Source organism: Aeromonas sp. Marseille-Q5825 (assembly GCF_946892685.1).
Taxonomy (GTDB): Bacteria; Pseudomonadota; Gammaproteobacteria; order Enterobacterales; family Aeromonadaceae; genus Aeromonas; species Aeromonas rivipollensis.
The window spans coordinates 1-26,086 of sequence record NZ_CAMPOU010000001.1; the positions used below are offsets into that span (position 1 = coordinate 1).

The 26,086-nt window shown below is 59.0% G+C and carries 20 protein-coding genes; 10 read left to right on the forward strand and 10 right to left on the reverse strand.

Going from position 1 to position 26,086, the window contains the following annotated elements; genetic code table 11:
- Window positions 1–5,017: type I secretion C-terminal target domain-containing protein (locus OC537_RS00005; RefSeq protein ID WP_262108225.1), on the forward strand; the 5,017-nt coding region annotated here is incomplete at its 5' end.
- A gap of 207 nt (window positions 5,018–5,224) precedes the next feature.
- On the opposite strand, the gene mdtH is transcribed toward OC537_RS00005, so the two are convergent.
- Window positions 5,225–6,418, reverse strand: a complete 1,194-nt coding sequence (gene mdtH / locus OC537_RS00010) for a multidrug efflux MFS transporter MdtH (protein ID WP_139746124.1) — start codon at window positions 6,416–6,418, stop codon at window positions 5,225–5,227.
- Between the two features lie 208 nt (window positions 6,419–6,626).
- Between mdtH and OC537_RS00015 the strand changes: the two genes are divergently transcribed.
- The gene (locus OC537_RS00015) at window positions 6,627–7,526 is read left to right on the forward strand and encodes a LysR family transcriptional regulator (protein WP_025325890.1); all 900 of its coding nucleotides are present in this window, start codon (window positions 6,627–6,629) and stop codon (window positions 7,524–7,526) included.
- 49 nt (window positions 7,527–7,575) lie between these two features.
- Here the strand turns inward: OC537_RS00015 and OC537_RS00020 are convergent, their stop codons facing one another.
- Complete coding sequence (locus OC537_RS00020) at window positions 7,576–9,345, reverse strand: M4 family metallopeptidase (protein WP_262108234.1); 1,770 nt, start codon at window positions 9,343–9,345, stop codon at window positions 7,576–7,578.
- A gap of 348 nt (window positions 9,346–9,693) precedes the next feature.
- Between OC537_RS00020 and OC537_RS00025 the strand changes: the two genes are divergently transcribed.
- The 7 genes from OC537_RS00025 (at window position 9,694) to OC537_RS00055 (ending at window position 17,018) form a co-directional block, all read left to right on the forward strand.
- The gene (locus tag OC537_RS00025; protein WP_025325892.1) at window positions 9,694–10,254 is read left to right on the forward strand and encodes a GNAT family N-acetyltransferase; all 561 of its coding nucleotides are present in this window, start codon (window positions 9,694–9,696) and stop codon (window positions 10,252–10,254) included.
- A gap of 61 nt (window positions 10,255–10,315) precedes the next feature.
- Window positions 10,316–10,867, forward strand: a complete 552-nt coding sequence (rimJ, locus tag OC537_RS00030) for a ribosomal protein S5-alanine N-acetyltransferase (RefSeq protein WP_262110531.1) — start codon at window positions 10,316–10,318, stop codon at window positions 10,865–10,867.
- 221 nt (window positions 10,868–11,088) lie between these two features.
- Window positions 11,089–12,195: a 1-acyl-sn-glycerol-3-phosphate acyltransferase gene (locus OC537_RS00035; protein WP_025325894.1), complete on the forward strand. Its 1,107-nt coding sequence runs from the start codon at window positions 11,089–11,091 to the stop codon at window positions 12,193–12,195.
- 300 nt (window positions 12,196–12,495) lie between these two features.
- On the forward strand, window positions 12,496–12,966 hold the full coding sequence (locus tag OC537_RS00040; protein WP_262108239.1) for a YhcH/YjgK/YiaL family protein: 471 nt from the start codon (window positions 12,496–12,498) through the stop codon (window positions 12,964–12,966).
- A 372-nt stretch (window positions 12,967–13,338) separates the two neighbouring features.
- A complete protein-coding gene (locus tag OC537_RS00045; protein WP_262108241.1) occupies window positions 13,339–14,538 on the forward strand; it encodes an acetate kinase in 1,200 nt (399 codons plus the stop codon).
- 133 nt (window positions 14,539–14,671) lie between these two features.
- Window positions 14,672–15,913: a mechanosensitive ion channel family protein gene (locus OC537_RS00050; protein WP_025325897.1), complete on the forward strand. Its 1,242-nt coding sequence runs from the start codon at window positions 14,672–14,674 to the stop codon at window positions 15,911–15,913.
- A gap of 178 nt (window positions 15,914–16,091) precedes the next feature.
- Window positions 16,092–17,018, forward strand: a complete 927-nt coding sequence (locus OC537_RS00055) for a L,D-transpeptidase family protein (RefSeq protein ID WP_005328224.1) — start codon at window positions 16,092–16,094, stop codon at window positions 17,016–17,018.
- 51 nt (window positions 17,019–17,069) lie between these two features.
- Here the strand turns inward: OC537_RS00055 and OC537_RS00060 are convergent, their stop codons facing one another.
- Window positions 17,070–18,032, reverse strand: a complete 963-nt coding sequence (locus tag OC537_RS00060; protein WP_262108247.1) for an IS1595 family transposase — start codon at window positions 18,030–18,032, stop codon at window positions 17,070–17,072.
- A gap of 301 nt (window positions 18,033–18,333) precedes the next feature.
- Between OC537_RS00060 and putP the strand changes: the two genes are divergently transcribed.
- Entirely contained in the window at window positions 18,334–19,848 is a 1,515-nt protein-coding gene (gene putP / locus OC537_RS00065) for a sodium/proline symporter PutP (protein WP_139746129.1), read from the forward strand.
- A gap of 60 nt (window positions 19,849–19,908) precedes the next feature.
- Here putP and OC537_RS00070 read toward each other — a convergent pair whose 3' ends face one another.
- The 7 genes from OC537_RS00070 to OC537_RS00100 all read right to left on the reverse strand — a co-directional run bounded on the left by OC537_RS00070 (window position 19,909) and on the right by OC537_RS00100 (window position 25,747).
- Complete coding sequence (locus OC537_RS00070; protein ID WP_262108250.1) at window positions 19,909–20,499, reverse strand: MliC family protein; 591 nt, start codon at window positions 20,497–20,499, stop codon at window positions 19,909–19,911.
- A gap of 147 nt (window positions 20,500–20,646) precedes the next feature.
- Window positions 20,647–21,252, reverse strand: a complete 606-nt coding sequence (locus tag OC537_RS00075; RefSeq protein ID WP_262108252.1) for an NAD(P)H-dependent oxidoreductase — start codon at window positions 21,250–21,252, stop codon at window positions 20,647–20,649.
- Between the two features lie 54 nt (window positions 21,253–21,306).
- A complete protein-coding gene (locus OC537_RS00080) occupies window positions 21,307–21,738 on the reverse strand; it encodes a MerR family transcriptional regulator (RefSeq protein WP_262108254.1) in 432 nt (143 codons plus the stop codon).
- A 219-nt stretch (window positions 21,739–21,957) separates the two neighbouring features.
- Window positions 21,958–22,605, reverse strand: coding sequence for a glutathione S-transferase family protein (locus tag OC537_RS00085; RefSeq protein WP_262108257.1), 648 nt, complete (start codon window positions 22,603–22,605; stop codon window positions 21,958–21,960).
- A 365-nt stretch (window positions 22,606–22,970) separates the two neighbouring features.
- Window positions 22,971–23,702: a hypothetical protein gene (locus OC537_RS00090; RefSeq protein WP_081966193.1), complete on the reverse strand. Its 732-nt coding sequence runs from the start codon at window positions 23,700–23,702 to the stop codon at window positions 22,971–22,973.
- Window positions 23,703–24,211: 509 nt separating this feature from the next.
- Window positions 24,212–25,012: a hypothetical protein gene (locus OC537_RS00095; RefSeq protein ID WP_262108264.1), complete on the reverse strand. Its 801-nt coding sequence runs from the start codon at window positions 25,010–25,012 to the stop codon at window positions 24,212–24,214.
- Window positions 25,013–25,318: 306 nt separating this feature from the next.
- A complete protein-coding gene (locus tag OC537_RS00100; RefSeq protein ID WP_262108266.1) occupies window positions 25,319–25,747 on the reverse strand; it encodes a VOC family protein in 429 nt (142 codons plus the stop codon).
- Window positions 25,748–26,086: the final 339 nt, after the last annotated feature.

The window sequence follows — 26,086 nt, forward strand, 5'->3', positions numbered from 1 at the left end:
CGGCACGTACGGCAGCTTCACGGTGGACGCCAGCAGCGGCGCCTGGCTCTACACCATGACCAACAGCCAGAGCCTGTCGGCCAATGACCGCTTTACCGAGACCTTCACGGTCACCGTGACGGACGATCAGGGGGCGACCACCACCCAGGACGTCACCATCACGGTCACCGGCACCAATGATGCACCGACACTGAGCATCGACAAGGGGGCCGTAGTATCTGAAGAGGGCCTTGCTGGCGGTATCGCCGATACGGCAGGCAACAGCGACACCACGGATAGCGTGGCTGCCAGCGGCAAGATCACGGTCGGCGACCTGGATAGCCAGGATAGCCTGACCATCAGCCTGAGTGGGCCGTCCGGTCTGACTTCCGGCGGTACTGCGGTGCAGTGGAGCTGGAATGCAACGACCAAGGTGTTGACCGGTTATACCGGCACGGCGGGCGCTGCAGACTACAAGGCGGTGGTCGAGGTCAAGCTGACCGCCCCCAATGTCAGTGGCAAGGGGGACTGGACCTATGAGGTGACCCTCAAGGGGCCGCTCGATCATGCTGATACCACCCAGGAAGACAAGTTGTCGTTCCAGCTGGATGTGGAGGTCTCCGATGGCAGCGGCAGCACCAAGGGCAAGCTGGATGTCAGCATCGAGGATGACTCCCCCATCGCTGGCAATGCCGACGCCGTGTCCGTCGTCAAGACCAATATCCCGAACACCTTGACCGGGTTCTTCGATCTGACCCAGTTCAGCGGCAACCATTCGACCCTGAACATGACGGGCTTCACCATCAGTGCCCTGGGCTTTACCTCGGACAAGAACTCGACGCTCAAGACCGCAGATGTGAACGGTTCCAGCGCCGGGCTCGGTGTGGCCAGCGACAAGGGGCCCTATCACAACATCGCCAACGAGATCGACTTCCGTCACTTTGCGGATGGCACCTCTGCCTCCGAGCAACTGGTCATCAAGCTGGATGCGGGCAAGGTCGCCTATGGCGCCAACATCAAGTTCAGCCAGATGTTCGGTGGCGAGCTGGAAAGCGGGGTGGTGGAGTTTTATCGCGGTGGTGAGCTGATCAATACCCTGGTATTCAACTCGACGGCAGCAGGCGGGGAGTTCAACCAGAACTTCCAGGTGCAACAAGGCGGCTTCGATACCATGGTGATCAAGGCGACCAACAACGGCAACACCAATACCCAGGACAACAGCGACCTGACGGTGAAGAGCATCGAGTTCCTCGGTGCAGATACGGCGCAGGCCATCGCCTATGGCTCCGGCACTGTGACGCCACAATGGGGGGCTGATGGCAAGGGCTCGATGGGACTGGTCCTGGATCCAAGCTCCTTCGAGAGCGGCCTGCGGACGGCCGCCGGTTCTCTGGTCACCATTAGCTCAAGTGGGGCCAACACCCTGCTCGGCAAGGATGCGGGCGACAACCTGGTCTTCAGGCTGGAGTTCACCCCGGCCACCGGCAAGTGGGAGTTCTTCCAGTATCAGAACATGTCCAAACCCCAGGAGGACAGCAACATCGACTTCCAGATCAAGGTGACGGATGGCGATGGGGATGTGAGTATCGGGTCGTTTGCCACCAAGCCGCTCTTTACGCCCATCGTTCAGGGGATCTCTGTCGACAGCGTGACCGAAGGCGGTAGCCTGGAACATACGGTGACCCTGTCCGACGCGACCCAGGAGGCGACGCAATATGACTTCGCCATCAGGGGCAGCGGCAGCAACCCCGCATCCAACTTGGATTGGGGGACTGCCCAGTTCAGCAACGGGGTGACCTACAACAGCACCACCGGCAAGATCACTGTGCCGGCCGGGGTATCCGGTTTCACCGTGACGATACCTACGGTGAACGATCGTCTGGTCGAGGCAAACGAGACCCTCTCTGTGACCATAGGTGGCCAGAGCGGCACAGGTACTATCGTCGACAACGATCGGGCGCCGACGGCGGCCGGTGGCCACAGTGCCGGGCAGGAAGACAAGCCCCAGGTGCTGACCTGGGCCCAGTTCGGTGCCAGCGACGATCAGGCAGCGAGCGATCTCGGGGTGCAGATCAACACCCTGCCCCTGAACGGTACCCTCGAATACCTCAATGCGGCGGGGCAGTGGGTTGCGGTGCAAACTGGATCTCTCATCTCCTACGTCGAGGTGAATGCGGGCCATCTGCGCTTCGTGCCCGGTCTGAATGAATCGAGCACCAGTACCGCCAACGGAAATGGCGCCCTGGCCGGCAATATGAAGGGCGACTATGCCAGCATCGGCTATCAGATAAGCGACGGTGCCAACCTCAGCAGCGGCGGCAAGCTGGTGATCGACGTGGCGGCGGTGGCCGACAAGCCGATCGTGGATGTGGTGCTGAGTGGTAATGGTACCCCCCTCTACCAGGGGTTCCCTAGCTCTGGCATCAGCACCGACAGTTTCCAGTCAGGCACTATCGACCGCACTGCACTGGGAGTCGGTGCTCCGCAGCGGGATGCCAGCAGCAGTAATGATCAGCTGAATGGATCCGATACCAAGAATGACTACCTGTTGAGCAGCAAGGGCGGCGGCGACATGCTCTACGGTAAAGGGGGAGATGACCTGCTGGTTGGCAGTGACTCGACACAGGGGGACTCTCTCTATGGTGAGGCTGGCAACGATATCCTGGTAGCCGGTCTTGGCAGTGATGGTCTCTATGGTGGTACGGGCGATGACATTGCCGTGCTGCGTGGCAACCGGGCCGATTATGTGGTTCAGAAAGGGAGCGGCCACTCAATCCATGATGCCTGGTTTGATTTCAGCGTGAGTGAAAGGGGCGTCGGAGTCATCAAGGCGCTCCATGACATAGAGCATGTGCAGTTCGATGACGGCATTTATGCCATCAATCAGACCACGGGCGAGCTGACCCTGGTACAGCCGACTCAGGTTGATTATCCGATCGATATTAAGGTTTCCCTCACGGACCGCGATGGCAGTGAAGTTCTCGACAGCCTGTTGCTGAGCGGTTTGCCGGCAGGGAGCAAGCTCTATCAGGGGAATGATCTGCTTGGCACGGTCGGGGCGGAGGGCAAACTCAGCCTGCCTGCGAGCAGCGGTCTGTGGAGCAGCAATGCTCTGGATGTCTCCTTGAGCGGCCTCACCCTGCGGGTACCAGGTGCCATGGCGGGTCAGGTGGATCTCAAGGTTGAGGCGACCACGCGGGAGCTGCATGTTGATCAGATCAACACGGCCAGCGACGAAGACAGCATCCGCCTGAGCTACTTCAACGCCACCGAAGGGGAGCCGGGCAATCAGAACCGGACCTACGGCAGCGAGCACAATATCGTGGTGGGGGATCTGGATGGCAGCGTGGTGTTGCCCGGCCAGAACTACAACATCGCCTTTATGGTGGACAGCTCCGGCAGTATCGGCAGCGACGCCATGGCGACCATCAAGCTCCAGCTATCCCAAGTGTTTACCAGCCTGAAGAGCTCAACTGGGATGGATAGTGCGGGGACAGTCAATGTCTTCCTCATCGATTTCGATACCACGACCCATGGTAGTGTCAGTGTCAATCTGACCGATAGCGGTGCATTGACCGCACTGTTCAATGTTCTTGAGAAAATGACCGCTGGCGGTGGGACCAACTATGAGGCGGTATTTGGCAAGACGGCTGATTGGTTTGCCAGTAGTACGGCGACGGCGAATCTTGGTGCCAAGAACCTGGCCTATTTCATTACCGACGGCAAACCGACCTTCTATGATCTCGGCACTACTAGCGTGCTGAGTAATATCAAGGTGATCGACTCGCGTAATGGAGATGATGACTATCTCAGCGACACCTCTTTGAACCTGAATAACTATGTGCTCGGCAATGCCGTGAGCTATCGCGGTGTCGAAGTAGTCAACAGCAAGGGGGAAGTGATTAAGTGGACTCAAGAGCGTGGGGGATCCTGGTCGGACACAATCCTCGGGGTCATTGTCAAAGGCAGCAACGGTAAGAATATGATCCAGTTGCTGGGGGGGGATGGTCAAAATAGCACCCAGGACGTTCGCACCGACTCCTTGCTGGGTTATCAGCTATTAACCTCAAAAGGGGTGACAGTAGAGGCCATCGGGTTGGGGGCGAACATATCCAAAGACGACCTCACGTCCTATGACTCGGATGGGCTCACCCATGCCAACGTTGATGCCTCCGATCTGGCCAATACCATCCTCGGAACTTCCGTCAACAACCTGCCGGGGGCCGATCGCTTCGATGGCGGGGCGGGCGACGACATACTGTTTGGCGACGCGGTGCGCTTTACCGGCATCAGCGGGGAAGGGTATGCGGCCATCAAGCAGTATGTGGCCGGCAAGCTGGGCGCCGGGTCGGTGACCGATGTCCAGGTGCACGCCTACATCAGGGATCATGCCAGCGAGTTCGATCAGTCGTCGGCCAATGACAAGGGTGACACCCTCTACGGTGGGGATGGCAATGACATCCTGTTCGGCCAAGGGGGCGATGACTTCCTGTATGGCGGTGCCGGCAACGACACCCTGTTCGGCGGCAGCGGCAACGATATCCTCTATGGTGAAAGCGGCAACGACAGTCTCTCTGGCGGCAGCGGCAACGACACCCTCTATGGCGGTACCGGCAATGACATACTGAGTGGCGGGCTGGGCAACGACATCCTCATCGGGGGGCTTGGCAACGACGTTCTCAAGGGGGATGAGGGGTCCGATACCTTCACCTGGCTGAAGGGGGACACGGTCGCAGGCTCCGTTGCCAAGGACTATGTGGTCGACTTCTCCAAGTCGGAAGGGGACAAGCTGGATCTGAGCGACCTGCTCGACAGCGATGGCAGCAAGAACCAAGGCTCCCTGAAGAGCCTGCTCTCTGTGTTCCAGGACAGTGAAGGGGTGCACCTGCAGGTGAAAGAGAGCAGCGCGGCACCTGTGACCCAGGAGATAGTGCTGGTGAACCACACCTTCGACACCCTGACCGGAGGCTCGGGGTCCACGGCCAACCAGGTCATCGACTATATGTTGAACAACAATCTGCTGGATATCGATAAGTAACCCAGCCAGATGGACACAAAGCGGCAGAGCAATCTGCCGCTTTTTTTATGTGCGTCATTCGGCTTGTGGGGTGATGGAAAGTGGGGTGAGGAAAGAGGGGGATACAGGTCAGGGGAGGGGGCCGTTGACCCTGTGTTGCCGCATAAAAGAAGGGCGCCACCTCGCACGAGGGGCGCCCCGGGGTCATCAGCATTGGGTGCTCAAGGATCAGGCATTGACCTGGGCCAGACGGGAATCGCGCTGAAAGCAGTTCACCAGCAGCAGCAGGGTGGTGACGCCGACGGTGCCGAGCACCAACCAGGGCAGCCAGGGTTGTCCCTGGGCCATGGCGTAGTCGTGCAGGGCGCCGCCCCCCACGTAACCCGTCATGCCACCCAGCGCCAGACCCAGGCGACTGAACCCCATGTAGCTGCCGCGCGCACCCGGCTGGGCCAGCTTGGTCATGAGCGTCTCCCGCGCTGGCTCGGCGATGACGATGCCGAGATAGAAGCAGGCAAGCAGCATGAAGACGGCGGGCAGGGTGGTGGCAAAGGCCACCAGCCCTATCCCCGCCGTCATCAGCAGCACCCCCGCCATCAGGCGGTTTTCCAGCTTGAAGTGGCGCTCGCCGTAACGGGCAAGGGGGTAGAGCAGGGCCAGGGAGATGGCGGTCTCCAGGGTATACATCCAGCCCACCGCCGTGGTGCTGCCCGCCATCTGCTTGACCAGGATGGGGAAGATCAGCATCACCTGCACCCAGAGTGCGTAGTAGCCGCTCAGGATGAGCACCAGCCGGCAGAAGGCCTTGTCCGCCAGCACCTGACCGAGGCCTGTCCGGATCGGCGTCGGGCGCAGGGAGAGCTTGTAGGGGGGCAGGATCAGCAGGTTGCACAGGGCCGCGCAGACGAACAGGCCAGCCCCCAGCAGGCAGACATATTCAAAATCGAAGTTGAGCAGCCAACTGCCGAGCAGGGCCCCCACCACGGCGCCGGCGCTCTCCAGCATCATCAGCAGGGAGATGTAGCGGCCGCGCTCCCGCGGGCGGGTGAACTTGATCACCAGGGCGGCGCGGGGGGGATCGAACAGGCAGCCGCCTAGCCCCGAGATGATGCAGGAGACGATGAGTTCAAGCCCGCTCTGGGCGTAGGCCAGACTGGCAAAGCCCAGCGCCCGCAGCAACATGCCGCAGACGATGAGGGGGCGAGCGCCGAACTTGTCGGCGAGGGAGCCGCCGAAGACCCCCAGCCCCTGCTGGGTCAGCTGACGCAGGCCCAGCGCCAGCCCGACCACACCGGCGGCCCAGCCAAGCTGATCCACGAATCGCAGGCTTATCATGGGCATCACCACGAAGAACCCCAGGATCACCAAGAGGGAATCCAATGCCAAGAACCACCGCCCCAACCGCCTCGCCCGCTCCACCATGACCCTTATACCCCTGCTTGCTTCGATGACATTATTTGTTGTGTACTCATTATCCGAATGGCGCCGTCACCAAACAGAGCCAAGGGCGACGATAAGTCCCTGACTCGCTGGCGTTCTGCCATTTCACGACGATTGATGCTGCTATTCTGGTGGGGCTCCAGATATAGTGGTAGCCGACAACTGGCTATATTTCATATTGGATTTGGTTATGGCTGTGACACTCGACGATTTGCAATTGCTGCTGGATGTGGCCAACCGTGGCAGCTTCAGCAAGGTGGCGGCCATTCGCGGCTGGTCACAACCCATGGTCAGCCAGCGGATCGCCGTGCTGGAGCAGGAGCTGGGCCAGTCCCTGTTCCGCCGTCACCGCCGTGGCGCCACCCCCACACCGGCCTGCGAGCAGTTCCTGCCGGCGGCCACCAGCGCTTTGAGTGCGCTGGAGGGGGGGCGGCTGGCGATGCAGGGGGCACCCGCCTTGCCGCGGATCCGGCTCTCCTGCCTTCCCTCCCTGACTACTGTGGTGTTTGGTCCCCTGCTGCTGGCCCTGGTGGACGAGGCGTTCGAGATCCGCTGCAGCACGGATCACTCCGGCGTCATCATGCAGGAGCTGCTGACCGGCGAGACCGACGTCGGCTTCATCCTCAAGTGTCCCGCCATCGCGGGCATCCAGCTCGAGCTGCTCTATCGCTCCCCCATCATAGCCGTGGCCTGCGCCACCCACCCGCTGGCCGGACGGCAGGGGCTGACCCTGCAAGACATCGCCAACGAGCGGTTGGCCCCCCAGCAGTGGGGCACAGGCTGTGACGAGCTGATCCTGCAACTGCGGCTGCTGCGCCAGGTAGCGAGCCCGCTGCACGCCATCCAGCCCGCCAGTGCGGCGCGGGAGCTGGCGCTGGAGCACGGTTTCATCACCCTGATGCCGGCGCTCGCCATCACCCGGGATCTGGAGTTTGGTCGCCTGGTGAAACTGGATGTGACGGATCTGCCGCCGGATCACTGGGATGTGATGATGGCCTGGCGCAGCGGCAAGCGGCCCAATCCCGCCAAGGAGCGGGTGCTGGAGGCGGCGCGCACCCTGGCCCGGCGCTGGTCGGGCAAGCCCGCATGAAAAAAAGCGCCGGACAAGTCCGGCGCTCTCCCTTCACTGACATTCGGGATCAGTAGCTGGCCTTGAGGCTCACCCCCGAGAAGGCACTGAAGCCGCTCAACTGCACGTGCCAGGTGCCCGCCTTGGGCGCGTTCAGGGTGCAGGTTTCGGCGTTGCCGCTCTTGTAGGGGCGGCAGTCATAGCTGTTGCTGGTCGGCTCGCTGCCAAATTTCACGTAGAGATCCGCATCCCCGCTGCCACCGCTGCTGGCGATCACCAACTGGCTCTTGCCGGTTGGCACCTCTATGGTGTAGTTCAGCTTGCCCCCCTTGGTAGCGGTGAGATTGGTCACGGCGACCCCGTTTTGCAGCACCTTGCCGGGTTGGGGCGTGGCGCCGCAACTGGCGTTGACCCCGACCGCGCTGAAGGCAGCCGCCACGTCGCTCAGGCTGTAGCCGAGATCGGTGGCCGCCCTGGTCACGCCGCAGGCGCCTTGGTCGAAGGTGGTGTTGGGGCCCCAGTAGAGGCGGTTGGCCAGCACGAACACTTCAAAGGCTTTGCGGGTGTGCCAGCCGTTGGTGCTGGCCAGCAGGTAGAAGGCGCGGTTGTAGACACCGGAGCTGTGGTGCACGTCGATGCCATCATAGTAATCGCTGGCATGGCCGATGGAGCTGCCGTCCCGGCTCGGGTCCTCGAAGTAGCGCAGGGAGCCGTTGCCCTTGAAGATCTGGGCCCCCACCAGCCAGTCGTTGCTGCCCTTCATGTAGTTCTCGGCCGCTTCCCCCGCCATGTCGGAGAAGGCCTCGTTGATGCCGCCCGACTGACCGGAGTAGACCAGTCCCGAGTTCTGCTCGGTGAAGCCGTGGCTTACCTCGTGGGCCGCCACGTCCAGGCTCACCAGGGGGTAGAAGGTGGTGGCGCCGTCGCCGAAGGTCATCTGGCTGCCGTCCCAGAAGGCATTCTCGTAGTTGCGGCTGTAGTGCACCCGCATCTTGAGCTTGAAACTCAGCGGCGCCGTGTTGTACCAGTTGCGGTACATGTCGAACACCACATTGCCGAAGAAGTGGGCGTCGTTGAGCGGCGAGTAGGCGCCGTTGATCTCCTTGACCCTGTTCTCCGGGCAGCTGAACTGGTGCACTGCGCCCCCACTGGTGGCGTGATTGAGGTTGATGGTGTCCACGTTGCTGCTGCTCATGCGGCAGCTGTCGTCCACCTTGAGGGGAGCAAAATCGGCGCCATAGAAGTACTTGCCGGTCTTGAGGTTGCCCCCCGGGCCTGTGGCGTCCTGGTGGTTGATCCCCTCCCAGCGCTTGAGCTCGCTGCCGCTCTGGGCATCGATCATCACGAAGGGACGGCTCGGCTGTTCGCTTGCAGCGAGCCAGGAGACCAGGTAGACCAGTCGAGCCTGGCCAGCCTCATCCTGCATCACGAACAGCTTGACCCTCTCGTTGCTGCCCTTGGCTCCGGCGCGGGCCTTGAGGGCGGCATCGGCAGGGGAGAGGGTGGCAGTCGGGCCCGTCAGGTCGGCATCTATCTTGCGCAGCATGGTGCCGGACACTTGGTTGACCTGGCCCCCCAGGGCCTGATCGGCCACCAGCACCTGACCCCAGACCGGGATGCCTTGCCAGGTCTGCTCATAACGCACCCGCTGCTGGCCATTGGGCAGCGTCACCGTCCGCACCTGGCGAAACTCGCCATCCCCTGTGGCGATGGCGCCTATCCTGGCGGCGCCGCTCACAGCGCCGGTCAGGTCGGAGACCTGGTTCACTTCCACCTGTTCTGCCGCCATGGCGGCGCTTCCCCAGCAGGCCAGTACCACGGCCAAATAGACTTTGTTCATCTCGTCTTTCCTTAGTCGATGAAGATTGCACGCCGGGTCCGTTGCCCGGCGCTCTTACACTAGTGCGCCGGTCTGAAATAACTGCCTGTCATATGTGACAGAGCAGCATAAAGGCGTAGCAGATCTGACTGTTGCCATTTGTGACTGCTGAAATTCGTCATGAATGTGGTGACTTGTGCCACGGGAAGGGCTGATTGCTGCAAGGTACAAAACAGTGCCCAAATGGGCACATCCATATGGGGATTGCCTGCCGGTTGAAGGCGCCGAAAGTCCTTGGCAAACAAGGGATTGATTGACTACATTGGCTCCCATAACGGCGGATGTCGGACCAAAGGCGGGGGAGGAGCAATGTTTTCATGGCAACTGGATGACGAGCTGGCGCTCCTGTTTCTGCAGCCCGACATGGCCAGCGAACTCTTTCGCCTCTGTCAGCGCAATCGCGACTATCTCTCCCAGTGGCTGCCCTGGGTGCCCCATATCCAGCAGCCCTCCGACAGCGCCACCTTCATTCGCCACGCCATCGAGAAATTTGCCCGAGGCGAGGGGCTGACCACCGCCATCGAGTATCAGGGGGAGGTGGTCGGTGTCATCGGTTACAACCAGATCGATCAGGGGCTGGCCAAGGTCAGCATCGGCTACTGGCTGGCGGAGCGCTGGCAGGGCAATGGCATCATCACCCGGGCCTGTCAGGCCCTGATCCATCACGCCTTCGAGGAGATGGGGATGGAGAAGGTGGAGATCAGCGCCGCGCTGGAGAACGAACCCAGCCGGGCTGTGTGCGAGCGGCTCGGCATGCAGCAGGAGGGGATCACCCGGCGGGCGGAGCGGCTGGCTGACAGGGTGGTGGATCATGTCCACTACGGTCTGCTGCGGGATGACTGGCTCAGGCTGCGGGAAAGGGATCACTGATGGGGTCCCGGCCCAGTCCGGTTACTGGCGCCCTGCATGGCCAGCATGGGGAGGCACAGTGCTGACCCTGCCCCATATCACCACGGCCCGCACCCGGCTGACCGTCCTGCCCCCGGAGCGGGCCGAGCTGATGCTGGATTTCTACCGGCGCAACCGCACCCACCTGCAGCCCTGGGAGCCGAGACGGGACGAGACCTTCTACACCCTGGGTCACTGGCAGGGGCGGCTGCGCGACGGTTACGGCCAGTTTTTCGACGGCAGCGCCGTACAACTGGTTGCGCTCGATCCCAAAGGGGAGCGGGTGCTCGCCACCTGCAATTTCACCCACATCATGATGGGCATGTTCAAGGCATGCCATCTGGGTTATGCCATCGATCAGGATCATCAGGGGCAGGGGCTGATGCAGGAGGTGGTGGCCGCCGGCATCGACTACCTGTTTCGGGAGCGCGACCTGCACCGCATCATGGCAAGCTACATGCCGGTGAACCGGCGCAGTGGCGCCCTGCTGGCGCGTCTCGGGTTCGAGCAGGAAGGCTATGCCCGGGACTACCTGATGATCAACGGCCGCTGGGAGGACCACGTCCTCACCGCGCTGCTCAATCCGGCCGGTTGAGGAGCATGTGGCTTTCTTAGTGCGGGACCAGTCCCTCGCCAAGCCATGGGCGCAGGCCGTCCTGGATCCTGGCTCCCCATGATTTGGCGGCTTTTTCACGGCAAGATCGCACTATCTGTATGCCTCTCATACCCCTGACCCCAAAAGCGTGTAAAATTGCGCCCTGAATTTTCCCGGCCAGCAGCAGCTGGTCGCGACTCCATACATGCAAGGCTGACATTGTGACAGAAGTAGATAGATTCGCGGACATTCGCCCCTATCGCGATGACGAAGTGCCGGCTGCCATCGAGCGGCTGATCCAGGATGACGAGTTTATCGGCGCCATCGCCAAATACCGTTTCGGTTCCCTGATGAGCTGGCTGGGCTGGGCCATTCGCCCGCTGATCCGCCAGTTCCTGCGCCACAAGTGGGCCAAGGTCAGCACCATCCACCAGGTGCAGATGGGGGTGACCCGCTACATGAGTCGCATGATAGCCACCTCCACCCAGGGGGTGAGCTTCTCCGGCCTTGAGCATCTGAAGAAGGAGCAGGGCTACCTGTTCGTCTCCAACCACAGGGACATCGCCATGGATCCGGCGTTCGTCAACTGGGGGCTGCACACCCATGGCTTCGATACGGTGCGCATCGCCATCGGTGACAACCTGCTGCGCAAGCCCTGTGCCACCGAGCTGATGAAGCTCAACAAGAGCTTCATCGTCAAGCGCTCCGCCAAGGGGCCGCGGGAGATGATGAAGGCCCTCGGCGAGCTGTCGGCCTACATAGGCCAGTCGGTCCACGAGGGGCACTCCATCTGGATCGCCCAGAAGGAAGGGCGCGCCAAGAACGGGGACGACAAGACGGATCCGGCCATCCTCAAGATGTTCTATGTGGATGGCAAGAAGCAGAAGATCGACTTCGTCGACTACATGCGCAGCCTCAACATAGTGCCGGTCAGCATCAGCTACGAGGTGGATCCCACCGACAAGGCCAAGGCGCGCGAGCTGTACGAGAAGTCGGTCAACGGCAGCTACGAGAAGGGCGAGTTCGAGGACATCGAGAGCATAGTCGCCGGCATCGTCGGTCAGAAGGGGCGGGTACATGTCTCCTTCGGCGCCCCCATCACAGAGGGCTTCAGCGATCCGGACGAACTGGCCGCGCTCATCGACAAGGCGATCTGGAGCAGCTACCGCCTCTTCCCCGGCAACTATCTGGCGGCGGATGTGCCCGGCAAGGCCAGCACCATAGAGCAGACCGCCTTCCTGACCCGTCAGTCGGAGGTGCCGGAAGAGCACAAGGCCATCTGGCGTGCCATGTATGCCAAGCCGGTGGAGAACGCCAGCAAGGTTTGAATGACGCCGATTCGGTGAAAAAAACGGGAGCAGATGCTCCCGTTTTTGCGTCTGGTCAAAGTCGGTGGCAATGGACTAGTGAATAATATTGTTTCAACTGGTACGATCATCGGGTGAATGAGCGGGTATCTCTTGGCAAGGAGCGGGCGACTGTGCAACAGTGACCCGGCGCCAACAAGATGAACCAGGCTCCTTTCGAGTCTGCACGGATGGCAGACGACGCTGAATAAGGACCTTTAGGGGTCCTTTTTCATTGATGGACAAAGATAGACGGCAGATATACCTAAGGATGCGAACCCCATGATCACCGGCAGTCTGGATACCTTGCAACGCACCCCCTTGCCCGCGCCGCTGGCCCGCATCATGGCCGAGGTGGTGAAGAGCCTTGCCCACTGGCGTGAGGCGCCCCTTGGCAAGCAGGACATAAACGGCCTCAAGCTGTTTTGCCTGGTGAGCGAGGATCTGACCGAGCCGGTCGCGGATCGCCGCGGCGAGTTTCATGAGCAGTATCTGGATATCCAGCTGCTGCTGCGGGGGGAGGAGTGGATAGGCGTAGGGCCCCATGCCTATGTGAGCGACGGCGCCGATCATCCCCACCCCGATCTCTGGTTCGTCGATGACGACCAGACCAGTTATCTGGCGTTGCAGCCCGGCGACTTTGCCATCTTCTGGCCGGGAGAACTGCATCGCCCTCTCTGTACCCTGACTACCCCAGGCTTGGTGAAGAAGCTGGTCGTCAAGGTCCACCAGTCGCTGCTGACCTCGGTCTGAGCCGCAGCGCCGGGTGCCCGGGCACCCGCCACGACAGGGCCGCGTCGAATGGGCGCTGGCCTGTCCCGCATTGACGAATCGATGTGCGCGCCAGCCTCCGGGTCTGCACCAGAGAGTTTGAGAAAGATGAGTGCGTCAGACCATGTGCTGGCGCCAGAGAGTTTGAAAGTATAAGCGCGCCAGACTATGGGTCGGCGCCAGACAGTTTGAAAGGATAAGCGCGCCTGGCCCAGAGTTGGCGGTCGGCGCCAGACAGTTTGAAAAATTGGGCGCACTTTCCTGCGACCATAACGCCCCCGGCAGGGGAATCCCATCCATGTTGGATGACACGACACTGTCGGCATAAAGCCGAAGCACAGGAAGATGTAGAACATGAGCAAGTTGGTATTGATCCTTAACTGCGGTAGCTCTTCCCTGAAATTTGCCGTAATGGACGCCGAAACAGGTGAGGACATGCTGTCCGGCCTGGCCGAATGCTTCAATCTGGATGACGCACGTATCAAATGGAAACTCCACGGAGTCAAGGGCGAAGCCATGCTGGGCGCCGGTGCCGCGCACCAGGAAGCCCTTGACCACATAGTGGGCCACATCCTGCCCCAGGATCCGACTCTCGCCGAGCAGCTGGTCGCCATCGGCCATCGCATCGTGCACGGTGGCGAGCAGTTCTCCCGCTCCGTTCGCATCGATGATGGCGTCATCGCCGGCATCGAGGCCGCCATTCCGTTCGCCCCCCTGCACAACCCGGCGCACCTCATCGGTATCCGTGCCGCCCTCAAGGTCTTCCCGGCCCTGGCCGAGAAAAACGTGGCCGTGTTCGACACCGCCTTCCACCAGACCTTGCCGCAGGAAGCCTACCTCTACGCGCTGCCCTACAAGCTCTATCAGGAGAACGGCATCCGTCGTTATGGCGCCCACGGCACCTCCCACCGCTTCATCGCCGAAGAGACCGCCAAGGCGCTGGGCAAGCCGCTGTCCGAGCTCAACATCATCAACTGCCACCTGGGCAACGGTGCATCCGTCTGTGCCATCAAGAACGGCGAGTCCGTCGACACCTCCATGGGGCTGACCCCGCTGGAAGGGCTGGCGATGGGCACCCGCTCTGGCGACATCGACCCCGCCGTGGTCTTCTTCATGCACGACCAGCTCGGCTACAGCGTGGACGAGATCAACCATGTGCTGACCCGCGAGTCCGGCCTGCTGGGCATGACGGAGGCGAGCAGCGACTGCCGCTATGTCACCACCAACTACGCCACCGACGCCGGTGCCAAGCGGGCGCTGGATGTGTTCACCTACAGAGTTGCCAAGTATGTCGGTGCCTATGCCGCCGCCATGGACGGTCGCCTGGACGCCCTGGTGTTCACCGGCGGGATCGGCGAGAACGCCGCCATGGTGCGCGAGATGGTGCTGGCGCGTCTGGCCCTGTTCGGCTTCAAGGTCGACAAGGAAGCCAACAACGCCGCCGTGCTGGGCGGTGAAGGCCCCATCACGGCCGAAGGCAGCCGCCTGGCCCTGGTGATGCCCACCAACGAAGAGCTGGTCATCGCTCGCGATGCCCTGAGCCTGGTCGGCTAAGGCCCCCTCGCACCGAAACAACGCCCGGCCTGTGCCGGGCGTTGTCGTTTCAGCGGCACATTGAGCAAGCTGTCATTTGACATGAGGGGCCAGATACGTACCCTGACGGCAGTTTCACGTCCCGGAGGTAGAGATGAAGGAGATATTTTTCAACTGGTTGTCAGGCCTGGGTGTCGATGTGACCCCTATGATGGCGCTGGTGATCGCCCTGGGCTTCATCGTGCTGACCGCGCTGGCACTGCACCTGGTGCTGCACCGCATCCTGCTGGTGCGCCTGGTGGGGCTGCTCGGCAAGACCAAGCAGGTGTGGCTGCCGCCCCAGCTGCAGCAGCGGCTCTTCTACCGGCTCGCCTTCGTACTGCAAGGGGCCGTGCTGCTCGGTCAGGCGGAGATCTGGCTGCCCAGGGAGTCCGACAGCCTGCAGCTTATCGAGATGCTGGCCCAGCTCTGGATCCTGCTGTTCCTGCTGCTTGCCCTGTTCGCCCTGCTCGACTGCCTGCTGTCGGTGAGCCGTTATACCCGGCTCGGACGGGACCTGCCCCTGCGCGGCATCTTCCAGGGGGTGAAACTGGTGGCCAGCATACTGGTCGGCATCCTGATGATAGCCCTGCTGCTCGGCAAGTCGCCGCTCTTCCTGTTCAGCGGCCTGGGGGCCATGACCGCGGTGCTGATGCTGGTGTTCAAGGACCCCATCCTCGGCCTGGTGGCCGGGATCCAGCTCTCCGCCAACCGCATGCTGAGCGTCGGTGACTGGCTGCAGATGGACAAGTACGGCGCCGATGGCGAGGTGACCGACATCGGCCTCACCACGGTCAAGGTGTCGAACTGGGACAAGACCATCACCACCATTCCCACCTATGCCCTCATCTCCGACTCCTTCAAGAACTGGCAGGGGATGACCGAATCCGGTGGCCGGCGCATCAAGCGCAGCGTCAACATCGACATGACCAGCGTACGCTTCCTGACGGCAGACGAGCAGCTGACACTCAAGCAGGCCAAATTGCTGGCCCCCTACCTCAGCCGCAAGGAGCAGGAGCTGAGCAGCTACAACCAGCAGCTCAGCGACGCCATCAGCTGCCCCATCAATGGCCGCCACCTCACCAACCTCGGCACCCTGCGCGCCTACCTGGATGCCTACCTGCGCGCCCACTCCGGCATTCGCAAGGACATGACCCTGATGGTGCGCCAGCTGGCACCGACTTCCGACGGCCTGCCGCTGGAGATCTACTGCTTCACGGCGACCACCGCCTGGGCCGATTACGAAGGGATCCAAGCCGATATATTCGACCATATATTCGCCATTATCGGGCAATTTCATCTGCGGTTGCATCAATCTCCAACCGGTTATGACATGCATGCCTGGAAGAACGGGTGATTTGATTATTGTTACAGGATGAGGCCAGGGGAAAACGCCATATTAATCATCGACCCGTCACCACGTGTCGGTTGAAATTTGCGGTGCAGAGGAGAAAAATGGCGGCCTTCTCTTCGCCCCGGGCGCGCACGCCCCGGCCTGGCCAGAGTCCTGAATCACCCAATATCACAGGAAAGTTATGAAGCTCCTCCACAACACGGCGGCTGCACTGTGCTGCAGCCTGCTCCTGACCGCCATGCCCGTGCTTGCCGTCGAATATGCCCTGCCTGCGGCCAACAGCCGCCTGGTGGGCGAGAACCTGGAATACGTGGTGCCGGCCGAAGAGGCGGGCCAGCCCCTGGAAGCGGTCGCGGCCAAGTTCCAGCTCGGTTTGACCAACATGCTGGAAGCCAACCCCAAGGCGGATCCCCTGCTGCTGCAGGCGGGCGAGAAGCTGGTCGTGCCGCACCAGCTGATCCTGCCGGATGCCCCCCGGGAGGGCATAGTGCTGAACGTCGCCGAGATGCGACTCTACTACTACCCGAAAGGCAAGAAGGTGGTGGAGGTGCTGCCCATCGGCATAGGCCAGCTCGGCACCGACACCCCGGAAGACTGGGTGACCAGTGTGCAGCGCAAGAAGGCGGGCCCGACCTGGACCCCTACCGCCAAGATGCATGCCGAGTATGCCGCCCGTGGCGAGACCCTGCCTGCGGTCTGGCCGGCCGGCCCGGACAACCCCATGGGGCTGTTTGCGCTCTACATCGGCAAGATGTACGCCATCCACGGCACCAATGCCCAGTTCGGCATAGGTCTGCGGGTGAGCCACGGCTGCGTGCGCTTGCGTAACGACGACATCGAGTATCTGTTCAAGCAGGTACCGGTCGGCACCCGCGTCCAGTTCGTGAACCAACCGATCAAGGCCTCGGTCGAGCCGGATGGCAGCCGCTATCTGGAAGTGCACCAGCCCCTCTCCCGCAGCCAGGAGGAGTTCAACTCCAGCCTGCCGGCGCCCTTGTCCATGTCGACCGAGGTGACCCGTTTCATCGCCCACGCCGACAGCGATTCCCAGCTGGTCAAGCAGGCCCTGGAGCAGCGCAGCGGCATGCCCATCGCCATCAACCGCTGATCCGCTTGCCCTCGATGTCGAGCCCCGGCCAAGGTCGGGGCTTTTTTATGGCTATGTCCCAATTACGTGTTGCATGGGGCGCCCCAGCGCCTCATACAAGCAACGTGGGATAGTCACTTCCCGTCCATAGCGTTCCAGCATCCTTCGCCAACCCAGATAATTCCTCAGATAGTGGGTCGCTACCCCATGGAACCGATCCATCCACTCTTTCAACCGACGGTGATATCCGTTTACATGCTGGATGTGGTACGCGCCAACCACGCGCTCACCTTGACGATTGCGCACGACCTGATGGGTCACTCCCTGCGCTTTGCTGAAACTGGCATACACCCCGGCGCCATCGCTACACAACACCGCATCTGACGAGACAAGGGGTGTCAAAAACGCTATCACCGTCTCGGCATTCATTTTCTCCAACTGAAAATCCGCATGGTGACCAGCCCGGTCCTGAACCACCATCACCGGGATGTAATCCGACCCTGTGCCTCGGGTACGGCCTTTGCCCCCACGATGACGGGCCGGGCGGGGCAAACCACGTTGCCCTTTAAACGACTCCAGGAAGAAGGTCTCATCGACTTCGACGATACCCCCTTCCCGTGCCGCCTGGTGGCTCGCCATGGCTTTCAGGAAGCGGTGACGCCACAAAAAGGCGGTGTTTTTACAGACCCCGCAGCGGGCGGCAGCCTGTCGCACGGTCAGCCCGTCGATGAGGGCCTGGGCATAGTCTTCCCAGCACTGTGCCTTGCGAAGTCGGGCCAGTGGCGTCTTGGTGAGAACGGAGCTGGTACGCAGACACTGCTTGCAGCGATAGCGACGCAGCCCTCGACTCCAGCCCCAGGGAGCCAACTGCGCGGCCTCGGCCTGGCAGTGAGGGCAACATTGGCAAGGGGGGAGTTGGGTGGCTAACGAGGTGATGGGGTGAGGAGCGGTGAGTTCATGTTGCGCGAGGCGACGCTGGCGCAAAGTGAGCTGTGGGAAAAGAGAGAGTAGATGTTGAAAGGCTTGGGTATCCATGATGGAGGCCCTCAAGGTGATGACCTACTTCAAGGTTAGCCTTTCAACACATAACTGGGACAGCGCCTTTTTTATGATGGGTAAAGGAGGGGACTGCTCGGGTAACTCCTTGCACCGTCGGGATAAAATCCGGCCTAACCCCTCTTGATTGGTTACTTGATTAGGTGTGAAACGTTTTCTCTGTGTTTTTTATTTGTTAAAAGTGGTTGTGATCAGGCGATCTGCTGATTAATCTAGGCCGGTTTTTTAAGGAAGAGCCCGTCGCGAGAACGGGTACAAGAGTCACATAACGGAGTTTTGAATGACAGCTAGCACCCCAATGCTCATCACCTTCCTGGTGTACATCCTGGGTATGGTCCTGATCGGCTTCATCGCCTATCGCGCCACCCGTAACTTTGACGACTACATTCTCGGCGGCCGCCGCATGGGGAGCTGGGTGACCGCCCTCTCCGCCGGTGCCTCCGACATGAGCGGCTGGCTCCTGATGGGCCTGCCTGGCGCCGTCTTCATCGGCGGCATCTCCGAGAGCTGGATCGCCATCGGCCTCACCATAGGTGCCTACTTCAACTGGCGCTGGGTGGCCGGTCGGCTGCGGGTTCACACCGAGAAGAACCGCAACGCCCTGACCCTGCCGGACTACTTCACCTACCGCTTCGAGGACAAGAGCCGGGTGCTGCGCATCCTCTCCGCCCTGGTGATCCTGCTGTTCTTCACCATCTACTGCGCCTCCGGCGTGGTGGCCGGTGCCCGCCTGTTCGAGAGCACCTTCGGCATGAGCTATGACACCGCCCTCTGGGTCGGTGCCGCAGCCACCATCACCTACACCTTCTTCGGCGGCTTCCTCGCGGTGAGCTGGACAGATACGGTGCAGGCCACCCTGATGATCTTCGCCCTGATCCTGACCCCGGTGTTTGTCATCATCGCCGTCGGCGGCATCGACACCGCCATGGTGCAGGTCGCGGCGCAGAATGCCAGCAACCTCGACATGTTCAAGAACCTGGACTTCATCGCCATCATCTCCCTGATGGCCTGGGGCCTGGGCTACTTCGGCCAGCCCCATATCCTGGCGCGCTTCATGGCGGCGGACTCCCACCACTCCATGGCTAGCGCCCGTCGCATCAGCATGACCTGGATGGTGTTCTGCCTGGGCGGCGCCGTGGCCATCGGCTTCTTCGGCCTCTCCTACTTCTCCACCTTCACCGAGCAGGCTGCCGGCGTCACCGCCAACCCGGAGCGCGTCTTCATCGAGCTCTCCAAGATACTGTTCAACCCCTGGATTGCCGGCGTGCTGCTCTCCGCCATACTGGCGGCCGTGATGAGTACGCTGAGCTGTCAGTTGCTGGTCTGCTCCAGCGCCATCACCGAAGATCTCTACAAGCCCTTCCTGCGCAAGAATGCGTCCCAGAAAGAGCTGGTGTGGGTCGGCCGCGCCATGGTGCTGGTGATTTCGCTTATCGCCATCGCCGTGGCCGTGAACCCGGAGAACCGGGTGCTGGGGCTGGTGAGCTACGCCTGGGCCGGCTTCGGTGCCGCCTTTGGTCCCGTGGTGCTGCTCTCCGTGCTCTGGTCGCGTATGACCCGCAATGGCGCCCTGGCCGGCATGCTGGCCGGTGCCCTGACCGTCATCGTCTGGAAGCAGTTCGGTTGGCTGGGTCTGTATGAAATCATCCCGGGCTTCGTCTTCGCCACCCTGGCCATAGTGGTGTTCAGCCTGCTGGACAAGGCCCCCTCCAAGGCCATGCTGGATCGCTTCGACGAGGCAGAGCGTGAGTTCCAGACTCCCCCTGTCTCGGCTGAGCCGGTCATGGTGAGATAAATCACGCACGCTGAATAAACAAAGCCCCGCATTGCGGGGCTTTTTCATGGTGGCGCGGGTTTATTGGCCGCTGACCCGGCACTGCCGGGTGGGTTGGTCATAGCGCTCCAGCCTGGCTTCGTTCCCCTTGGTCAGCAGCGTGAGATTCTGCCCCTCGTAACGGGCACCGCTGGCGCTGGGGGCTTCAAAGGCGAGCACCTGCGACTGCTGCGCCCCCTCGCTCAGGTTGATCACGGCGGCGGGCCGCTTGGCCTCGTTATAGAAGTAGGTCGAGAGCCGGATCTCGCCATCGCACTGGTAGTCGACCGGGCTTGGCACCATCAGCTGGCCCCCTTTTATCTGTAACTCTGTGATGCGCAGCTGGTAGCTCTCCTCCACGCATCGGCGCGAGTCGCTCTCTTTCCAGCACTCGTTACGCCCCTTGATCCAGCCGCGCTGCATCGCCTTCTCCGTCTTCTGCTGCTCGGCCGACAGCTTGGCCAGCGCCTTGGGGTAGAGGGCGGCGAGTTCGTTATCCAGCGCCGCCAGCCCGGCGTCCTGGCAGACAAGCTGCTCGGCCGCGCTGTGGGCCTTGGCGCAGTCAAAGGAAGGGGTAGCGGCACTGGTCAGCAGCGGCATCAAGGCGAGGGTACCAAGCAACATCTTGTTCATCGAAAAGGCTCCAGCAAGGGGGATTCCCACTTACTACAGCACAAGGGTGCCGGGCCGCCGAGGACTTTTTCACCCCAGGCTCCCTTGCCCGTCTCTTTGGGCCCCTCTGCCGACAACCCTGGTCACCAGGGTCGCCGCCGACCTGGCTCAGGTACGCCGCCGCGCCAGCCGCTGCACATCACTGCGAGCCGCAGCCTCGGCACGGCCCAGCCAGCGCTGTCGCTCCCGCTCGCTGGCGGTATGGACAGGCCCCAGATGCTGGCGGTGAGTCAGCCTGATGCCACAGAGCCCCAGCACGGGCTTGTCGAGGGTGCGCTCGACGGGGGAGCCCAGCCACCAGCGGTAGTACCAGAGCGGGCTGTCCATGGTGAGCAGCAGGCGCGCCGTCTTGCCGGCGAGCAGGCGCTCGGGAAGGGCCTTGCCCTTCTGATAGCGAAAGGCAAACCCCGAGAGCAGCGTTCTGTCCAGCAAGCCCTTGAGCCGGGCCGGCAGGTGGCCCCACCAGAGGGGGGCGACGATGACCAGATGGTGGGCCTGCTTCAGACTCTGCTGCAATGCCAGCAGATCGGGCTCGAGGGGCTGCGCCTCGTCATAGCCATGGTGCAGATCCGGCTCGAAGGCGAGCTCCCCCACGTGATGCAGGGTGACTTCTGCGCCGCCCTCCTCGGCGCTGCGGGCATACTCCCTGGCCAGGGCATGGCAGAGGCTGTCGGGTTTGGGGTTGCCGTTGATGATAAGCAGCTTGGGTGTCATGGCGTGGCTCCTTGAAGTGAGCCTCCATTACACCCCTTGTCCCATGGGACAGAGTCAAGCCACCTTGTGCGCCCGTCCTACAAGCCCTTGCTCAGCCTGCGGGAGCGGCTCGCTCTGGCCAGGGGCGCCATAGCGGCAGGGGTGCTGCGCTAGCAGCGCGGCGCACTGGGTCAGGGACTGGTGCTGGCGTTGCAACCTGGTCACCTCCGCCTCTATCTGTGCCAGCTTGCCCGCGATAAGCTGCTCCACCTTCTGCCAGGGAAACTGGTCGAGACTGGTGAGGCCCGCCAGTAAGGGAACCAGCTCCCCAAGCTTGCAGCCGAGCTGCTGGGCCTGGCGAATAAAGCCGACCCACTCCAGATCCTCAGTCCGGTAGACGCGGTACTTGCCGCGACGCCTGGGCTCGGGAAGCAGCCCTAGCTGTTCGTAGAGGCGGATCGCCTTGGGAGTGGTGCCCGCCAGCCGGGCAAATTCGCCGATATACATCTTGCTGCTCGCAAAGGTTGTTCGAGTAGGGGCTCACTATAGGACAGTGGCAGGGGGGAATGAATCCCCATGGGGGAGGGAAGAGTTGGATTGGCAGGGGACTCCCACCTTGCCAGGCAAGTGGGCTATCGAGATGGTGGGTGCCTCAGATTTTATGTGCATATCGCGAACGTCCGATTACGCTTCGCTCATCGAATTTATGACCTCTTGAGGCTTGTGTCATGAGTATGACTTGAATGGCGCAAGGTCTATACCTTCAATGTTACAAACCGCCTCAATAGTTGGATTTGAGCAAAGCCGCTTCAAGTACGCCGCAAGATGCTTGAAAGTAAGTGGTGATTTTTCTATTGGTAACGACCATCCTGCAAGCATGAACAGAAAGTAGTCACATGCTGTTAGCGTGTCACCAAGTAAGTATTCATTGTGTTCAAGCTGGTCGTTGATAATAGATAGTGCATCAGAAATTCTGTCATCTTGCGCCGCTACAATATTTGGGATGGTCGCTTCATCATTCGTATGACGGTGTGGGTAATAACGAACCATAAGCTCTACTTGCAGCGTGTTATTAAGAAATGCCAGCCATTGATAAAACAAGGGGCGATGAGGGTTACCTATGGGGGGCATTAAATTTGATTCAGGGTGCAATTCGCAGATATGCATACAGATAGCTGAGCTTTCGAAAATTGGCTGTTCATCTATAACTAACGTGGGTATGCGGCCGGCTGGGTTAATTTTAAGATAATCCAATGATTTCTGTGAATTTGATTTTTTATCAACCAATAAGAGCTCATAGTCTGCATCTAAATGGTGAAGCAAGAAATGAGGGGCTAGACTCGCATTATTGGGGTAGTAATAAAGTTTGAACAAAACTGACTCCTTCTTCTTGAAGCTAGCGCATATTTATAATGCCTACCTAAGCGGCTTGCTCACGGTCGGACAGCACATGCCAAATACCTGATTGATATTTTTACTGTTCCGAAAGTTGACTAAGAATTAATTAAAGGGCAAGCCACAATTCCAAGCATCAAAACCCATAGAATAGACAATATCTAATTTAAAGTTCTCGGCTTTTCTTAGATACATCCTTGTGGACTCACAAATTTTATAAAAGCATATAACGCCGAGCTAAAGGGTGATGCCGCATAAACCATGCTTTCCGCAGACCACGTTCAACACAAAATTCACCGCACACCAAAAATGCCACGCGGTATGAGTCCCTATTGAATGCTTTGTCAGTCGACTTTGCTACATAAATCAGCCACATCAGGGCACTTAAGCAAAAATGGCTTAATTACAAAGTTTTCTTTAGGGAGCCAAAGCATTCTAAACTCTTTTTGCGGTGAATACTGATCGTTTGGTTTTACAAAACCTATCGGCCCCGGTGGTTTTTCTAAACCTGTGTAAATACGATCTTTATATTTTACTAATCCCATTCCCCCTTCTCGAACCTCAAGATGTTTATTAAGTTCAATAGAAGTACGCTTGAAAAACTCTACTGGATTTGAAATTTTGACGCAGTAGTTTCCGAATGTCTCAGACAGCTTTTCGGGCTTAAATTCTTTCGTTGTACATAGAACAAAAGCATCTGGCAATTTTTGAATGTTTGTTGCATTACTGATAGTAATATTGGAGCATCCCTCACCAATGTGTATACCACTTCGAGCTGCCATTTCGACAAAGGCTGCATCTGAACTACTGCCAACAATATGACCAGACTTATAGGTGTGCGTTGCTTCTTCTGAATCACCTTGCAATGGATCTTCGTACGCTCGACACGCTTCTAATGTACTAATCCAAACGTTACCCTGACAAAGCGCGTCTGCTTGCCATTGCTCGGGGAAAAACCTATATATTGGCTCATTGTAACCATCTATCGATACCAATTTTGAAAAGAGATCATACTCCGCAGCCTGAACTGCCTTAAGCTCTCTCCGTTCCTTTTTTAATCTACTGCTCTTGCCCATATCCATCCACTCTGTATATTGTCATAACACTTTAGTTGTGGTGCGTGTCCTAGTGAGCGAGGCGAACGACTTAAAATGTTTGTTAGGTTTACTTATGTTTTATATATGTTTTATTGCCATTTTTATTATAGTAAAACTTACCGCCTCTAGGGCCTGTGTAAATTGTTGAATCCGCTTTTGAATCATATGATGGGTGATCGTGAATACTGTCATCGCTTCCGTTTCGTTCGAAGTGTCCAGAGTATTCTTCTTGTTTTTTCTTTGTGGTTGAGTTTATGATCTTTGCATTCGAGGCACATTTAATGTCACTAAAGATTGTTACTCCATTTACCTCGCATCTATATATCTCCATCGATATGGATTTGACTGGGATAAGAAGTAAAAATACATAAATGATCGATGTGGTGATGTTCTGCATGTGCATTCTTCCAACCTAACGCCCGCAGCACGCGTGGCTTTGTAGAGGAGGCGAAGCCGCAACGAAAAAGCCGTCGCTGTGCTTGCGCTTGTTAGGCAATTTCTCCCTCTAAGTGCATGGAGGTACTACTTAAAATAGCGCTGCCTATATCCGGTCTTTCTTTCATCAATATTTTCGAAAATGCATTTTGAAAGAATGGAGAAACCCAATATTGCGAATCCTCTGGTGGTGTCATACCGCACTCAAGGTGATCTAGGTAGTCGCTAGACATCATATAATGCTGGCAGATAGTACAAATGTATGACAAGTGAAGAATGAAAATAGATCTCACATCTTCCAATAGCTCATCTAAAATGCAAGACCTTTCTTTTAAATAGACTTCGCTGTCATTAAGTAGAACATTTTTAAAATAGTTGTAATGCGTATGATCATTGCAGCGTTCTCTGACATTTTTGTACAACTCGTTGACATATAGCAGGTTGTTTATTGCTTCAAGTACCCGACTTTTCTTGATGTACTGTGACATTATTCGATATTCTGGAAGTTTCTCCTTTCCGTGGAGCCAGTTATTGACTTTTTCAACTATATAGTTATCGATGCTTCGATGGTCTTGGAGATATAAGTTCGAGTAGACATTTATAACGGCTGAATCAAAATACTTCCTCACTAAGCTATAACAATCATTGATTCTCCCTTTTTCAAGAAGAGTCTTGATCGAGTCAACCGTACCCTGAATTGACGAGTAGACGTAGGTATCCATACTAACGAAAGCCGTAGTACCCATGGTGGCAAAACTCATGACGGATATAGATAGGCTGCGATAAAAATCAATGTACTCATCCAGCTCAGAAAATACTTGATGCCCCCGGTATCTTTCGTCACTCACCATCATTTTGAAAATACTCTTTCTTGAGTCTAACAGTGACTAGATGGAAGGCTGTACTAATCCGATGTTGGGTCCTTCCGTATAACTCCGTACCGACTTTATCACCGTGACGAAATTTTATTTAAAATCATCACATTATCGTCTTGGTTCAGTGCCTGTCCGTCTTCACTTGACGTCCTCTTTTGGCCCTATCATTACAGCTGTATAAAAACACAGTCAATAAGAAAATCAGGACATTCACTCTTTGAGCAAGGTGTGGTCACCAGGTTGCTCCATGGCGAGGCCCGCATCACTGGTGTTCCGTATTTTTTCCTAAAACCGGATCACCACAGATTCCGCACTGCGCTTTGCCTCGCCGTGATACACAGCTTCGATATTATTGCCGTCCGGGTCGAGGACAAAGGCGGCGTAGTAGCCGGGGTGATAGACCCGCTCGCCGGGGGCACCGTTGTCCTGGCCGCCGTGGGCCAGCGCCGCCTGGTAGAAGCGCTCCACCATGGCTCTGTCTTGCGCCTGAAAGGCGAGATGATGACGACCGGTCAGCACCCCAAGCGCAGCCGGGCTGTCGATTGAAGTGACAAACAGCTCGTCTGCCCAGAAGTAACCCTCACCCGTGCCCCCCAGCGGAATATCGAGGGCGGCCAGGGTGGCCGTATAAAAGCGCTCGCTGGCGGCCAGGTCCTTCACCACCAGCTGGAGATGGTCGATCAGTCGACCGCGATGCAGTGTTTGCGTTTCCATGCACATCCTCCACTCAGAAACTTTTGGATAAGAAACCGCTCTGCTTGCTGGCTATCGCTTTTAGGCAAGCTACCGCCCCTGAATGTCAGCTTCCAGTGTGCTGCTATTTAGCTGCGCTTGGGGGATGGCGTGGCTCATGGGTGACTCCGATGAGGCATATATTGCCATTCGGGTATGTTAGCGCGGGGGGCACGGAGGGGAAGGGCAGGGTGATGGATTTTCGGGCGGGATCAAATAATGAGTCGCCATGGCAAGGGGTGTGTCGGCGCCCCGGGTCTGTAAGAGGGGGCTATGCCCCCTCATTGGGCTCATGGGGCCGGTTGCCTCCTTTAGGCCAGC